This window comes from Streptomyces mirabilis (assembly GCF_039503195.1).
GTDB lineage: Bacteria > Actinomycetota > Actinomycetes > Streptomycetales > Streptomycetaceae > Streptomyces > Streptomyces mirabilis_D.
Window position 1 is genome coordinate 5,213,700 of sequence record NZ_JBCJKP010000001.1, and the last position, 14,538, is coordinate 5,228,237.

The 14,538-nt window shown below is 69.3% G+C and carries 15 protein-coding genes and 2 tRNA genes; 3 read left to right on the forward strand and 14 right to left on the reverse strand.

Annotation, left to right across the window (positions count from 1 at the left end; translation table 11 throughout):
- Positions 1–59: 59 nt before the first annotated feature.
- The 9 genes from AAFF41_RS24115 to AAFF41_RS24155 form a co-directional block, all read right to left on the reverse strand.
- A complete protein-coding gene (locus tag AAFF41_RS24115; RefSeq protein WP_343326345.1) occupies positions 60–1,583 on the reverse strand; it encodes an MFS transporter in 1,524 nt (507 codons plus the stop codon).
- 130 nt (positions 1,584–1,713) lie between these two features.
- Positions 1,714–3,960, reverse strand: coding sequence for an ArnT family glycosyltransferase (locus AAFF41_RS24120; RefSeq protein ID WP_343324618.1), 2,247 nt, complete (start codon positions 3,958–3,960; stop codon positions 1,714–1,716).
- Positions 3,957–5,507, reverse strand: coding sequence for a bifunctional glycosyltransferase family 2/GtrA family protein (locus tag AAFF41_RS24125; protein WP_319751271.1), 1,551 nt, complete (start codon positions 5,505–5,507; stop codon positions 3,957–3,959). The genes AAFF41_RS24120 and AAFF41_RS24125 overlap by 4 nt, the downstream gene beginning before the upstream one ends.
- A 14-nt stretch (positions 5,508–5,521) precedes the next feature.
- On the reverse strand, positions 5,522–7,132 hold the full coding sequence (locus tag AAFF41_RS24130) for a HAMP domain-containing sensor histidine kinase (protein WP_319751270.1): 1,611 nt from the start codon (positions 7,130–7,132) through the stop codon (positions 5,522–5,524).
- The gene (locus tag AAFF41_RS24135) at positions 7,129–7,869 is read right to left on the reverse strand and encodes a response regulator transcription factor (protein ID WP_319751269.1); all 741 of its coding nucleotides are present in this window, start codon (positions 7,867–7,869) and stop codon (positions 7,129–7,131) included. Before AAFF41_RS24135 ends, AAFF41_RS24130 begins: the two co-directional genes overlap by 4 nt.
- Before the next feature lie 135 nt (positions 7,870–8,004).
- Positions 8,005–8,946 carry an amidohydrolase family protein gene (locus tag AAFF41_RS24140; RefSeq protein ID WP_415925952.1) on the reverse strand — a complete coding sequence of 314 codons (942 nt, stop codon included), beginning with the start codon at positions 8,944–8,946 and terminating at the stop codon, positions 8,005–8,007.
- Positions 8,947–9,002: 56 nt separating this feature from the next.
- Positions 9,003–9,356 (reverse strand): antibiotic biosynthesis monooxygenase family protein, encoded by a 354-nt coding sequence (locus tag AAFF41_RS24145; protein ID WP_319751267.1) that lies wholly within the window; start codon positions 9,354–9,356, stop codon positions 9,003–9,005.
- 133 nt (positions 9,357–9,489) lie between these two features.
- Complete coding sequence (locus AAFF41_RS24150) at positions 9,490–10,359, reverse strand: DUF2797 domain-containing protein (RefSeq protein ID WP_319751266.1); 870 nt, start codon at positions 10,357–10,359, stop codon at positions 9,490–9,492.
- Positions 10,360–10,429: 70 nt separating this feature from the next.
- Positions 10,430–10,798, reverse strand: coding sequence for an HGxxPAAW family protein (locus AAFF41_RS24155; protein ID WP_319751265.1), 369 nt, complete (start codon positions 10,796–10,798; stop codon positions 10,430–10,432).
- Between the two features lie 111 nt (positions 10,799–10,909).
- On the opposite strand from AAFF41_RS24155, the gene AAFF41_RS24160 reads away from it, so the two are divergent.
- The gene (locus AAFF41_RS24160) at positions 10,910–11,389 is read left to right on the forward strand and encodes a MarR family winged helix-turn-helix transcriptional regulator (RefSeq protein ID WP_415925951.1); all 480 of its coding nucleotides are present in this window, start codon (positions 10,910–10,912) and stop codon (positions 11,387–11,389) included.
- A 12-nt stretch (positions 11,390–11,401) separates the two neighbouring features.
- On the opposite strand, the gene AAFF41_RS24165 is transcribed toward AAFF41_RS24160, so the two are convergent.
- Positions 11,402–11,728, reverse strand: a complete 327-nt coding sequence (locus AAFF41_RS24165) for a hypothetical protein (RefSeq protein WP_319751263.1) — start codon at positions 11,726–11,728, stop codon at positions 11,402–11,404.
- Positions 11,728–11,979 carry a hypothetical protein gene (locus AAFF41_RS24170; protein ID WP_319751262.1) on the reverse strand — a complete coding sequence of 84 codons (252 nt, stop codon included), beginning with the start codon at positions 11,977–11,979 and terminating at the stop codon, positions 11,728–11,730. The genes AAFF41_RS24165 and AAFF41_RS24170 overlap by 1 nt, the downstream gene beginning before the upstream one ends.
- A 343-nt stretch (positions 11,980–12,322) precedes the next feature.
- Between AAFF41_RS24170 and AAFF41_RS24175 the strand changes: the two genes are divergently transcribed.
- Entirely contained in the window at positions 12,323–12,985 is a 663-nt protein-coding gene (locus AAFF41_RS24175; RefSeq protein WP_319751261.1) for a hypothetical protein, read from the forward strand.
- A gap of 98 nt (positions 12,986–13,083) precedes the next feature.
- Entirely contained in the window at positions 13,084–13,479 is a 396-nt protein-coding gene (locus AAFF41_RS24180; protein WP_319751260.1) for a hypothetical protein, read from the forward strand.
- A gap of 20 nt (positions 13,480–13,499) precedes the next feature.
- On the opposite strand, the gene AAFF41_RS24185 is transcribed toward AAFF41_RS24180, so the two are convergent.
- The 3 genes from AAFF41_RS24185 to AAFF41_RS24195 all read right to left on the reverse strand — a co-directional run bounded on the left by AAFF41_RS24185 (position 13,500) and on the right by AAFF41_RS24195 (position 14,347).
- On the reverse strand, positions 13,500–13,871 hold the full coding sequence (locus tag AAFF41_RS24185) for a VOC family protein (RefSeq protein WP_343324619.1): 372 nt from the start codon (positions 13,869–13,871) through the stop codon (positions 13,500–13,502).
- A gap of 118 nt (positions 13,872–13,989) precedes the next feature.
- A tRNA-Arg gene (locus tag AAFF41_RS24190) sits at positions 13,990–14,062 on the reverse strand.
- A gap of 194 nt (positions 14,063–14,256) precedes the next feature.
- Positions 14,257–14,347: transfer RNA gene (locus AAFF41_RS24195), tRNA-Ser, on the reverse strand.
- Positions 14,348–14,538 lie beyond the last annotated feature (191 nt).

Here is a 14,538-nt window from a genome sequence, read left to right on the forward strand (position 1 = left end):
CGAAACTCGAGACTCGAAACTCACAACTGATGACTCGGAACCCTGATGCTAAGCGGGCGCTACGCCGACACCGCCATCGCGGAGTCTGCCCTCTCCGCACGTCGTAGCAACGCCGCGGCCAGCAGTCCACCGAGAAGGACGGCCACCGCGCCCACCAGTTGGCTGGTCTCCAACCCCGACGAGAACGCGTCCGTGATCCGCCCGCGCTCCTCCTCCGAACCCGCCGAGGCCAGCGCGGCCGGGAGCGAGGCCGCCGCCACCGGAATCAGCGCCGCGAACCGGGAGTTGAGGATCGCCCCGAGGACCGCCACGCCGAGGCCGTTGCCGAACTCGGCGAGCGTGCCGTTGATGCCCGCGCCCACGCCCGCCTTCTCCGGCGGAATCGCGCTCATGACGGCGTGTGCCATGGCCGGGTTGGCCACGGCGGCGCCCGCGCCGATCAGCAACAGCCCGAGCAGTGTGTCGCCGTACCCGTGCGCGGCGAGCGTGGCGATCGACACCAACCCGGCCGACATCAGCGTCATGCCGAGCGCGATCGACACCGGAGTGCCGAGTCTCGCCGTCCACTTCGCCGAGAGGCCGGAGAAGTTCAGCGCCACGACCGCGAGCGCGAGCGGCGCCGTACGCAGTCCGGCTTCCAGGGGGCCGTATCCCAGGACGAATTGGAGGTGCTGGGTGAGGAGGAAGAGGGCACCACCCATGCCGAAGGTGATGAGGACGGCTCCCGCCACGGCTCCCGTGAAGCGCCGGTCGCGGAAGAAGTGCAGGTCGAGCATGGGGTACGGGATGCGGCTCTCCCAGTACGCGAAGGCGGCCAGCACCAGCACGGCGACCGCGTCCGTGGCCAGGACCCGGCCCGACGTCCAGCCGTGTTCGGGGCCGGAGATGATCGCGTACACGAGTGCGGTCATACCGATCGTGGAAAGCAGCGCTCCCAGGAGGTCGGGACGGTCCCCGCGCGGACTCTTCGACTCCGGTACGAGGGCCACCACCGCGGCGAGGCCCAGGGCCACCACCGGCAGGTTGACCAGGAAGATCGCGCCCCACCAGAAGTGGTTCAGTATGAAGCCGCCGAGGAGCGGCCCGGCCGCGAAGCCGAGGGCGTTGACGGCGCTCCAGATGCCGATGGCCTTCGGGTGCTCCGCGGGGGTGAAGACCTGCATGGCGACGGCGAGCGTGGTGGTCAGCAGGAGCGCGCCGCCGACGCCCATCCCGGCCCGTGCGGCGATCAACTGGCCCGTGGAGTCGGCGAGTCCGGCCACCACCGAGCCGATCCCGAAGAGGACCAGACCCGCGATCAGCATCTTCTTGCGGCCGTAGCGGTCGGCCGCGCTGCCCGCCGTGAGCAGCAGCCCGGACTGCACCAGCGAGTACGCGTTGATCATCCACTGGATGTCGGAGGTGGCCGCGCCCAGCTCCCGGGTGAGGGAGGGGATCGCGACGTTCAGGACGGTGTTGTCGAGCAGCACGGTCAGTTGGGCGAGGCAGATGACGCCGAGGATCAGCCAGCGTTGGGGGTGGCCTTGCGGCTGGTCCTCGAGGGTCCTGGGGGAGTCGTCGACATGCTGTACACCGTAGAACAGCTCCCATACAGCGTACAACGCAGTTCTCCGGGCGTACGAAAAGGGCGTACGAGCGGGGCGTACGAAAAGGGCGGTGGCCCGGAGCTGGATCGCTCCGGGCCACCGCCCTGCGTGCAGGACCTGCTGCCAGCTACTTGGTCGGCTGCGTCAGGTCGTAGAAGGTGGCCGAACCGACCGTCACCTTCTTGAAGTTGGCCGTGACCCACGAGCTGATCTGGGAGGAGGTGGAGGTGGTGGAGTTGCCGCCGCCCATGCCACCCATGCCGCCGCCCGAGATGAAGTAGTGGACCTTGCCGTCCGTCACGTACTTCTTGAACTGGGCCAGCGTCGGGGACGGGTCGGTGCCGTTGAAGCCGCCGATCGCCATCACCGGCTTGCCGGTGGCGAGCTGGTAGCTCGCGGAGTTCTGGGAACCGATGGCCGCGGCCGCCCAGGTGTAGTCGCCCGCTTTCGTCTCCAGCAGCTTCTTGGCCGCGGGGCTGACGGTCGCGCCGTTGAGCAGACCGCCCACGCCGCCACCGCCCATGCCGCCCTCGCCCATCGCGCCACCGCCGGGCATGCCGCCCTGCTGGTTCTGGCCCTGGGTGTTGCCGTTGCCCTGCCGGTTCTGACCGGGGAAGCCACCGGTGCCGCCCGTACCGCCCATCGGGGGCCGGCCCATGCCGCCGCCCTGCTGGGTGGTGCCGTTGCCGCCCTGCTGGTTCTGGCCCTGGGTGTTGCCGCCACCGGGGAAGCCGCCCCGCATGCCACCGCCGCCACCGGGACCACGGCCGCCCATCATGCCGGCGCCCGCGGGACCGGCCGTGACGATCGAACCGGTGTGCCCGGTGTTCACCGTGGACAGCGTGTACGCCGTCGGGCCCGCGACCGAGGCCACGAAGCTCAGTCCGACCGCCGCGAGGGCCAGTTGACGGCCCAGCCTGGCCGCGAAGATCAGGCCGAGCGCGCCGACCAGACCGCCGATGAGGACCAGCCACTTCAGCCACGGGAGGTAGGTGGGGGTGCGGTTGAGGAGGACGTATCCCCAGGCGGCGGTCGCGGTGACCGCGCCGGCGAGGGTGAGCGAGGCCCAGACCTTGCTCCGCTCCTCCCACAGCACCGTCGCGCCCATGCCGACGACGGCCGCGATGTAGGGGGCCAGGGCCACCGTGTAGTACTGGTGGAAGATGCCGGCCATGTAGCTGAAGATGATCGCTGTCATCAGCAGCGCGCCGCCCCAGGCGAGGAACGAGCTGCGCGTCAGGTCGGTCCGCCTGGCCTTGCGGGTGAGCACGATCCCCGCGACGAACAGGATCAGCGCGGCGGGCAGCAGCCATGCGATCTGGCTGCCGATCTCCGAGTTGAACATCCGGTTCCAGCCGGTCTCGCCCCACTGGCCGGTGCCACCGCCACCGCCGCCACCACCGACGCTGCCGGTCTCGTCGCCGTTGATACGGCCGAGGCCGTTGTAGCCGAAGGTCAGCTCAAGGAAGGAGTTGTTCTGCGAGCCGCCGATGTACGGGCGGGAGGACGCGGGCCACAGCTCCACGATCGCCACCCACCAACCGCCGGCGACGACCATCGCCACCGCCGAAAGACCCAGCTGTGCGAACCGCTTCCTGAGCTGCACCGGCGCGCAGACCGCGTACACGACCGCGAGCGGCGGCAGGATCAGGAAGGCCTGCAGGGTCTTCGCGAGGAAGGCGAAGCCGACCGCGACACCCGCCCAGACCAGCCACTTCGTCCGGCCGTCCTCCAGAGCGCGGACCACGCAGTAGATCGTGACGGTCATCAGCAGCGCGAGCATCGCGTCCGGGTTGTTGAACCGGAACATCAGCGCGGCGACGGGAGTGAGCGCGAGCACCGCACCCGCGATCAGACCGGCCGCTGGGCTGAAGCGACGGCGCAGTGCCCCGTACAGGACGCCGACCGTGGCGACACCCATCAGCACCTCGGGGACGAGGATCGCCCACGAGGTGAGACCGAAGATCCGTACCGACAGGGCCATCGGCCACAGCGAGGCCGGGGGCTTGTCGACGGTGATGGCGTTGGCCGAGTCGAGCGAGCCGAAGAAGAGGGCCTTCCAGCTCTGGCTGCCGGCCTGGACGGCCGCGGAGTAGAAGGAGTTGGCGTACCCGGAGGCGCTCAGGTTGCAGAGGTAGAGCAGGCCGGTGGCGACGAGCAGGGCGAGGAAGGCGGGGCGCACCCAGCGCGGGTCCTCGGGCCGGCCGCGCCAGACGCGGTGGAAGAACGGCTGCTCGGGCTCACCGGACCGGGGGGCCGCGATGGGCGGCACCACGGGCTCCTGCAGAGCCGTCGAGCTCGGCGGTCCCCAGAAGAGCTCGGCGCCGGAGGGGCTCGCGCCCTCCTGGTGGCTCGTATCGGACTGAGTCGTCATCGTGCGTCCCTCGTGTCCCTCGGGTCGTGATCGTGCGGGCGCACCGCCTGCAGCTGCATGGTTGCGTCCCCCCAGGTGCGGTCCGCGGCTTCACCGGCGCGGAACTCGTCGGTCTGGTTGTGGTCGTGATTGATGTACGGAGCTTGGGGCGCCGTCGCGGTCGGGCGCTGGGGCAGCGGCGTGTGCGGGTGCTGCTGACGCGGGAGCTGCCGCGGGTGCTGGTACTGCGGGTGCGCCGCCGACGTCGTGCCATAGGTGGGCGAGGCCGGGTTGTGCGAGGCGACGACGGTCGAGGCTCCCCTCTCGTCACGCCGGTCCGGGAAGACCCAGGCGCGGAAGAGCAGGAACCGCAGCACGGTCGCCGCGAGGTTGGCGGCGATGAGCACCGCGAGTTCGGTGGAGTGCGCCGGGCTGCTCGTCGCCGCGTTCAGGGCGGCGAGCGAGCCGCTGGTGAGGGCGAGGCCGATACCGAAGACGACCAGGCCCTGTGCCTGGTGCCGGACCGCGCTGCCGCGACCGCGGACGCCGAAGGTCAGACGGCGGTTGGCCGCGGTGTTGGCGACGGCCGACACGAGCAGGGCGAGCGCGTTGGCGATCTGCGAGCCCGAGAACGAGCGGAAGCCGCTGTACAGGAGCAGGTAGAAGAGGGTGGACAGGACGCCCACCACACAGAAGCCGACGAGCTGGCGGGCCAGACCCTTGGGCACGTCGGTCAGGTCGCGGTCGCGCGGATCGTCCCCGAAGGGGCGCGCGAGCCGGTCGAGGGGGAGTGAACCGGTGGCGAGGGCGCGCCCCACGCGCCACACACCCTTCAGGTCGTCGGTCGCGGTCTTCACGATGTGCACGGTCGAGTCCGGGTCGTCGACCCAGTCGACCGGCACCTCGTGGATGCGCAGTCCGGCGCGCTCGGCGAGCACCAGCATCTCGGTGTCGAAGAACCAGCCGGTGTCCTCGATCAGCGGCAGCAGCACCTGGGCGACATCGCGGCGGATCGCCTTGAAGCCGCACTGCGCGTCCGAGAAGCGGGCCTGCAGCGAGCCGCGCAGGATCAGGTTGTAGGTGCGACTGATGAACTCCCGCTTGGCACCGCGCACCACGCGCGAGCTGCGGGCGAGCCGGGAGCCGATCGCGAGGTCCGAGTGGCCCGAGATCAGCGGGGCCACCAGCGGGAGGAGGGCGTTGAGGTCGGTGGACAGGTCCACGTCCATGTAGGCGAGGATCGGAGCGTCCGAGGCCGACCACACGGTGCGCAGCGCGCGCCCGCGGCCCTTCTGCTCAAGCCGGAAGGACCTGACCTCCGGTATCTCCGACTCCAGCCGTGCGGCCACCTGAGGGGTGGTGTCCGTCGAGGCGTTGTCCGCGACCGTGATGCGGAACGCGTACGGGAAGGTGCGCTTGAGATGCTCGTGCAGTCTCACCACACACGGCTGGAGATCCTTCTCCTCGTTGTAAACGGGGATCACTACGTCCAGGACAGGCGTACCGGCGGACCCGGCCGGGAGGTGCTCCCGCGCCGGCAGGTTGCCGGGAGAAGAGTCGGTTCGCATGCGAACGACTCTCGTCACACGCCCTGTTGCACCCATGTGGTGGCGCTGTGCTGTGCCTGTGAGAACAGTTGCGCCTTTGTTTCCACGAACGGATCGACGGCGATCGCGGGCAGATGAAGGGTGAACACCGTCCGTCCGGGCATGCTGTCCACGGTGACGGCACCGCCGTGCGCGGCCGCGACGGCCTGCACGATGGCCAGTCCCAGGCCCGTCGAGCCGGAGGACCGGGAGCGCGAGGAATCACCGCGTGCGAAGCGTTCGAAGACGCGCGGAAGCAGGTCGGGCGGGATGCCGGGCCCGTCGTCCTGGACGTCCACGCACAGCCACGGTCCGTGCCGGTGCACGCGTGCGGTGACGGTCGTACCGGGCGGGGTGTGCGTTCTGGCGTTCGCGAAGAGATTGACCATGACCTGTTGCAGCCGTGCGGCGTCCGCGAGGACCAGCGCGGGCTCCTCCGGCAGTTCGAGCCGCCAGTTGTGGCCGCGACCGGCCGCCCGGGCGTCGCTCACGGCGTCGATGACGAGCGGTACGAGGTCGGTCTGGTCGTACTGGAGCGGGCGTCCGGCGTCCAGCCGCGCGAGCAGCAGCAGGTCCTCGACGAGCAGGGTCATGCGCCCGGCCTCGGACTCGATCCGGCCGAGGGCGTGCCGGGTGTCGGGCCCGGTCTCCTCGCGGCCGCGTCTCGTCAGCTCGGCATAACCGCGGATCGACGCCAGCGGTGTACGCAGCTCATGACTCGCGTCCGCGACGAACTGCCGTACGCGCATCTCGCTCTGCTGGCGTGCGTGCAGGGCGCTGTGGATGTGGTCGAGCATGCGGTTGAGTGCGGCGCCGACCTGGCCGACCTCGGTGTGCGGGTCGGCCTCGGACTCCGGCACCCGCTCGTAGAGGGTGACCTCGCCGGTGTGCAGGGGGAGTTCGGAGACGCGGGTGGCGGTGGAGGCGACCTTGCGCAGGGGGCGCAGGGCGAGCCCGACGAGGACGCTGCCCGCGATGCCGGCGGCGATGAGACCGGCGGCGGTGACGCTGACCTCGACGAGGATCAGGGTGTTGATGGTGCTGTTGACGTCCGAGGTCGGTACGGCGACGTAGTAGCTGCCGTTGTCGCCGGTCTTGTACTCGACGCGATACTCACCCTCGCCGGGGATGTCCACGGTGTGCGGCTTGCCGTCCTGGGAAACGGAGCCGAGGGCCGCGAGCTGCGCCTTGGTGAGAGTCTTTGCGTTCATCTCGAGGTCGCTCGTGGACTTCTCACCGCGCTGGGCATCGGTGATGGAACCGTTCACCACCTTGGCCGCGATGGTGCCTGGGGGCTGCGGACCCTTGGTGACGAAATCTTTGAGTTCGGTCGGGCGCGACTGCACCCTCTGCCCACCGGGCGCGCCGATGCCGTTCCTGGGCTGCGCGCCGGGCGGACCGAACGAGCCGGACGCGCGCGAGGCGACCTCGGTCAGCTGCCTGTCCAACTGGTCGTAAAGGTGCGACCGCAACGCAAGCGTCGTCACCGTGCTGATCACCGCACACACCACGGCGATCAGCACCACGGACGCGACGACGAGCCGCGTCCGCAGCGTGCGCGGCTGTCGTCCTCGCCCCTGCTTACGCGGCCGTCGTCGCCCGCTCATGACGCCGCGGGCTTGATCAGGTAACCGGCCCCACGCCTGGTGTGGATCATCGGCTCACGTCCGGCGTCGATCTTGCGGCGCAGGTACGAGATGTAGAGCTCGACGACGTTGGCCTGGCCGCCGAAGTCGTACGACCACACGCGGTCGAGTATCTGTGCCTTGCTGAGTACACGCCGGGGATTACGCATGAGGAACCGCAGGAGTTCGAACTCCGTCGCGGTGAGGTGGATGTTCTCCCCGGCACGCGAGACCTCGTGACTGTCCTCGTCGAGGGTGAGGTCGCCGACGACGAGCACGGAGTCGGAACGCCGGTCGGCGGCACCGGAGCGGCGGATCAGTCCGCGCAGCCGGGCCACGACCTCCTCGAGGCTGAAGGGCTTGGTGACGTAGTCGTCGCCGCCGGCTGTCAGCCCCGCGATGCGGTCCTCGACGGCGTCCTTGGCCGTGAGGAAGAGGATGGGCACGTCGGGCAGATCGCGGCGCAGGCGCCCCAGGACCGCGAGGCCGTCCATGTCCGGCAGCATCATGTCGAGGACAACGGCGTCGGGCCGAAACTCGCGCGCGGTCTGCACCGCACCCTGTCCGTCACCCGCGCTGCGGATCTGCCAGCCTTCGTAACGAAGGGCCATGGAGAGCAGCTCGGTGATCGACAGCTCGTCGTCCACTACCAGCACTCGGACGGGGCTCCCGTCCGGCCTCAGCAGTTCGGTGCGCCCCTGGGGCGAGGTCGTGGTCATAGCGGACACCTTGTCGGGGTCCTCTGAGAGCACGCTTTCGGGGACCTGTGATTTCCCTGAGAAACACACAGGTGCCTCTCAGGGAACTCCTGGGAAGGTCACGAAGTTCCCGACGGCCGTTCCGGGGCGCCCCGTTCAGGGACGGATCGCGAAGAGACGAGCGCCGTTCTCGTAGCAGACGGCCCGCAGCCAGTCGTCTCCCAGCCCGAGCCGTTCGAGGGCGTGCAGCTGGTGCACGTACGGATAGGGGATGTTCGGGAAGTCGGTCCCCAGCAGGACCCGGTCCCCCAGGTCGACGAGCCGGTTCCCGGCCTCCCGCGGAAACGGCGCGAACCGCTCGCTGAAGTCCGTGAACGCCATCGTCGTGTCCAGCCGCACCTCCCCGTAGCGCTCCGCGAGGGTGAGGAAGTCCTCGTACTCGGGCATCCCCATGTGCGCCACGATCAGCCGCAGTCGGGGATGCCGGGCGAGGACACGGGCGACCGGCTCGGGCCCGGTGTGTTTGCCGGGCGCGGGACCGGACCCGCAGTGGACCACGACAGGGACCCCGGCCTCGGCGAGCAGCCCCCAGGTGGAGTCGAGGAGTCGATCACTCGGGTCGTACGCCCCCACCTGGACGTGCGCCTTGAAGACGCGAGCCCCCTGCTCCAACGCCTCCCGCACGTACCCCTCGACGCCCGGCTCGGGGAACAGGGTGGCGGTGTGCAGACAGTCGGGCGTCCGGCGGGCGAAGTCGACGGCCCAGGAGTTCAGCCACTGCGCCATGCCGGCCTTGTGCGGGTAGAGCATCGCGGTGAAGGCCCGTACCCCGAACTCCCGGATGACCGCGAGCCGCTCGCCCTCCTCCGCGCGGTAGGTGATGGGCCACTCGACGCCGCCGGTCAGCGGCCCGAGCGCGTCGAAGTAGTCCCACACCTTGCGCAGGACGCGCTCGGGCATGAAGTGCGTGTGGACATCGACGAGCCCCGGGAGCCCGAGCCGCTGCCAGAACCGCCGTACGTCTTCCCCGCCGGACCCGTCAGCCCCTCCAGACCCGTCAGTCCCGCCCGACCCGTCAGTCCCGCCAGTCGCCCGCACGCTCGCTCCTGCCACTTCGCCCTGCCTCCGTGCCCTGCTCGGTCCCGATGCTCTGCTCAGTCCCCTGGAGTCCGCTCGTACTCATGGCTCCGCTCGACCTTGGCGATGTGCAGTGTGTAGCGCTCGTACCACTCGGCGCGGCCGCGCCGCTGCGCCGCGCGGTGCTCGGCGTGCCCGCCCCACTCCCGGATCGCGTCCGCGTCCCGGAAGTACCCGACGGTGATCGCCAGGCCGCCCGGCGTGCGCGCGTAGTCCATGCCGAGGTAGCCCGGGATGTCCTTCACCAGCTCCTCCATGCGCTCGGCGGTCTCTCCGTACCCTCCGTCGTCCTCGGTCCTGACGGAGGTGAACACGGCGGCGTAGTAAGGGGGTTCGTGGGCGGCGACAGGTGCAATGGAGTGATCGCTCATGGCAACCACTGTCGGGCCGGGTCGCCCCACTCGTCCAGGCCCTTTCCGAACGGGATCCAAGAGGGATCCAACTCTTGACCCTCGGAGAACGGCATCCGCGCGGGCACTCGGACCCGGGCACTCACGCGGGCACTCAGAAGAGTCCGTCCTGCCTCACACTCCTGTCCTCCCACTCCCTTACGGGAACCGTCAGTTGTTCACCCCTGACCGCGGTCAGCTCCCATCCGGTCATGATCCGCGTATCGACCACGACGACCCCTCGCCCGGTCGCCAGATGCAGATCGGGTCCGGCCGCGGCGACCAGCTCCCCGCTCACCACACCGCCCGCGACCAGCTCGCTCACGACACCGATGGCGGGCTGGAGCCCTTCGAGCCCGAACACCTCGGTGTGGTCGACGGCCTGGAAGGGCGCCCGCTCCAGGGACTCGGGCCAGCCTTCGAGCTCCATGACCCGCGCGTGCAGCTCCCGGATCTCCTCCAGCCGCTCGCCCGCCCCCGGCAACGCTGCCCGCACCGCCCGCTTCTCGGCGTACGGGATCCGGTCCGGCACCCGGAGCGCGGCCCGCAGCAGCTCCTCGGTCCGCCGCGCCGCCATCAACGGCCCCTGCCCCAGCCAGCTGAAGACGACGGCCCCCTGCTCCAGCAGCCGAGCCGACCCGCGCGCGGCCCCGGTGATCCCGACCTTGACCATGCCGGGCCCGAACCACGCGAGGTACACCCGGTAGGGCCGCGGGTCGTCGGCCATCGTGTCGGCGGCCACGGAGTGCGCGCGATCCAGCCGCGCGCACTCCTCACAACGGGCCCCCGCGCTCCGCCCCGACACCACCGCCCGCACCGGACATGCGTTCCCCCGCGCCCCCACACACGTCCGTACGCCCTCGTCCACCACCCCAAAGGCCACCCGCTTCCCCCAGGACAGCGCACTGCCCCGTCCGCCGCCCCACATCAGCACGGGGCCGTCCGCAGACCATCGCAGACCCGAACATCTCCACGTCTGTGCCATCACTCACGAGCGTAGGCGTTGCCACCGACAACGGGGCCGGCGATCAAGCCGCCTCCGCCCGGGCAGCCGTTCAGGTGATGGACTCGGTCACGGGTTCACCGCTCACAGGCTTACCGCCGACAGCCACGTCCGACCTGGTCGCGGGCCGCCCGCGCCCCGCCAGCCGGCACCCCACGCACCCGGGGTGCCCCTGCCGCGCGCCGAGGTCCCTGACCCGCAGTCCCCACTCCGAGGCCGGCCGTCGCCCGGGCGGCTTGCCCCATCCGGCGAGATGGAGCACCCAGGTGACCAGCACGCTCACGGCCACGACCGCCAGGCCGCCCCACTCCCCGAGGGCGTTGTCGGCGCAGACCCCCAGCCCGATGCCCACCACCCCCGCGGTGGCGATCCCGAATCCGATCCAGCCCGCGAGGGTGTGCCCCTCGTCATGCTTGCTCACGTATTGCCTCCCTCTGTCCGAACAGCGGAGTTTCGTGATGTGAGGGACTAGAATCCCTCATACGCTAAGAAATCTACCCCAGAAACATCTCACGCACTAAGGGAAATGCCCATGCAGCAGGGCACGCCGCGCCCACCCGCGACTCCGGCCCAGGCGCTGAACGCGATGGACCACCTCATCGCGACGGGCATGATCGGCCAGCAGGAGATGGCCCAGCGGCTGAACCTGAACGTCACCGACCTCACGTGCTTCGGCTTCGTCCTGGAGGCGGGCGACAGGCTGCTCACGGCCGGCGACCTCGCTGAGCGGGCCCATGTCACGACGGGCGCCGTCACGGGGATCCTCAACCGCCTCGAACGCGCCGACTACGTCACCCGCCGTCCCGACCCCGACGACCGCCGCCGCGTCCGCGTGGCCGCGAACCCGGATGCGGTCGCCCGCGTCAAGGCCCTCTACGAGCCGCACTACGCCCGCGTCACCGAACTCTTCTCCGACTACTCGCCCGCCGAAATCGCCATCCTGTACGACTTGTTCACCCGTACGGGAAGGCTGATGGGCGAATACCTGGAGGAGCTGCGGAAGGGCGACTGAGCCGGCGCGCCTTCACCTGACATGGAGAGGGCCCGAAGCCGCAAGAATGGGATGCGACTTCGGGCCCTTCTCCTTCGTCCGGCGTCGTTCGCCCGACGCCCTTCGGCGTTCCTCGGCCATGCGCCCCAGGGCCACCGCCATCGCGTCCTGGCTCCAGGCGATCACCTCCTGGCCGCGAGCGATCACCTCCTGACTCCGAAAGATCATTTCCTGGCTGCGCGCCATCGCGTCCTGGTTCCGGGTCGTGGCGCTCCGGTCACCGTTCGACTCCCGCAACAGCTGATTCCTCTCGGCCGGCAACTGCTCCCGTCGAGCCGCCAGCCGATTACCCTCAGCCATCAGGGCATTGCGCTCGGCAGCAATTCGTTCCGCTCCGCCACCCGCGCCGCGAACTCCTCGTCCGCCCGAATGTTCCGCTCCTCGAGCCGCACGATGGCATCGGCGACCTGCTGAAGCACGACGTAGGTGACGCCACCCCCGGGGGCGGGCTGTACGGGGGCCGGCTCGAGTTCGTAGCAGCCGTCGCGCTGGATGGTCACGACGACCTCGGCCACCCAGGCCTTGAAGGGCTCGCAAGACGCTTCGCGCAAGATCCTCGAGGCTCTGTTGGCAATCTTCCGCAACATGTGGGAAGCATGCAACTCCCTTAGAAATCAATGATGTTCACTCGGCAGGCGACAGCAGGATCGATTCCCCGCAAGCACCCCCCACAGGAAGCCCGCCGCGGCGACAGCGTGCAGGCCGGGGATTGTGCTCAGCCCAACGACATCGGTCAAGTCCCGACTTCTCGCGTCACGTGATTCAGGGGCATGACCCGATTCAAAGGAACGGGCCTAATGGACACATGCGATGCGCGGCCGGAAACCCGTAATTCGCAGACCATTCGTCAACCTACTTTCCACCCTCCCCCCACTTCCACGGGATGTGAATTTCATGAATCGACGTTCCCATTTCCAGCGCCTTCTGCTGCTCGCCGCCTCGACCACCGTGATCGCCGGAGGCGCGGTGTTGCCCAGCAGCGCGATGGCCGCCACGGCGGCGCCGCACACGGCCACCGTCACCACGGTCGCCCCCGATCACGACGCTCACCGTCAGCACGGCGGCCCCGCCTCCGCCGAGCAATGGGTGGAGACCACCGACGCTGTGAGCGGCATCAAGTTCCGGCTCCCCGGAAAGCCCGATGTCATGCAGTTCACCCAGGCCGTGGACGGAATGAACGGTCGCCTTTACAAGGTGCGGACCGACAACGGGGTCATCGTCTTCGCGGTCTTCGACCTGCCCCGCGCCCAGGGGGAACTCGACGACGCTCTTCGGGGCTTGGTGGACGGCTACAACGCGGGCGCCCAGTCCCCCGAGCACAAGCTCTCCAGCACCGGCGTCCACAAGATCACGGTCCACGGCCAGCCGAGCCTCGACGCGCGTCTCTCCGCCCCTGACGGCGCTGCGGGTTCCGCCCGCCTCATCGCCGGCGACGCCCATTTCATCGAGATCATCTCTCTCAGCCCGAAGGGGAAGGAGAAGCCCATGCATGAGACGTACCAGCAACTCCTCGCGAGCGTCCACAACCCGCACACCCACGCCACCCGTGCCGACTGATCCCTCCGGGGCCTCTGAACCGCCTGCGCGCCGTCCGCACACCTGGCCCCATTACCGCGGACCCATTCCGACATCCATGGAATCGAGATCCACATGGAATGGAGACGGAATTCGACGCCCGCGTCCATGAAATTACGGCCGTCAGCTTCCCGGTTCTGAGCCCGCAGCCGCCGGGCATGTACGTCACGCCCGGCGGCTGCCTTCAAGTGGTTTGCGCACGGGGGTTGCATCGGGTGGCGCCTGCACCAGTGGAGGGGCGGACGCAGAAGTCGATGCCGGGCCCACCGTTTCGCGCCGGGTCCGCAGTCAAGGGCGTCGTTGCCGTTCTGGCCGAGGAGGGGGTGAACTGCCGTGAGGCCGCAGGCACGTTCGGGCCGGGATCGGTGGCCGTGACGGTGAACGTGCATCCGGGCCGCTCGTGCACGCCGTACGTGCTCCTGCCAGCGGCCCGGAACCGCTCCTTCGAGGCGCTGTGCAGCTGGCGTCCCGGGTAGCTGTCGATCGACTCCCAGGACTATCCGATGAGGGTCTCCTTCGGACGGACTACGCAGAACTCGTGCCCCTCCGGATCGGACAGCACGGTCCACGACTCGCCGCCGCTCTGCCCGACGTCCGCTCGGCGAGCGCCGAGGGCAAGGATTCGCTCGATCTCGGCTTCCCGGTCCTCCGCCGTAGAGGTCAGATCGAGGTGCAGGCGGTTCTTGACGACCTTGCGGTCGGTCACCGGCATGAAGCAGATTCCCACCGGGGCCGTCTCGTCCGGCCCGATCACGACCTCCCGCTCCCGCTCGGACAGGATCCGCCAGCGCAGCACCTCGGCCCAGAACCGGGCCAGGGCGGGCAGGTCGTGGGCGTCGATGACGATGTGATGCAGCGAGACAGGCATGCCGAACAGTGTTCCCGTTGAGCTCATGGACAGAACAGAAGCGGTTGCCGGGGAACACTGGCGTCAAGGCAAAAGCCAGAGACCCCGTGGATCACTCCACGGGGTCTCTGGTCTGGTGTGCACTCGGCAGGATTCGAACCTGCAACCTTCTGATCCGTAGTCAGATGCTCTATCCGTTAAGCTACGAGTGCTTGTTTTTTTGTTTCCTGCTTCGTCCCGCTTCCCGGGCTTTCGGCCCGCTCGCGGCGACAGGAAGAACATTACATGACTGCCGCCGCCATGTGAAATCCGTTTGCCGCACCCCTTGCGAGCTGGGCAAACGCGCTCCAGAGGGGCTCAACGCCGAAGCCCCGGTCCAGCTGGACCGGGGCTTCGGATCTTGGCGCGGAGGCGGAGGGATTTGAACCCTCGATGGGCTTTAAGGCCCAAACCGCATTAGCAGTGCGGCGCCATAGACCGGACTAGGCGACGCCTCCCGCACAACCGCCCACGCGAGCGCGAGTGGTGCGTGCAGATGATGACACAGCCGGGTGGGGTGTCACCAATCGGCTCCCACGGTACTAGGCAGTCGGGTCACAGAGCAAAGTCCCGAGGAGCCGGAGAGTCGGAGAGCCGAACCTCTGAGACGCGCGGGGGCAGGTGTCGGTCGCGCGCAACCGCTCGGGGC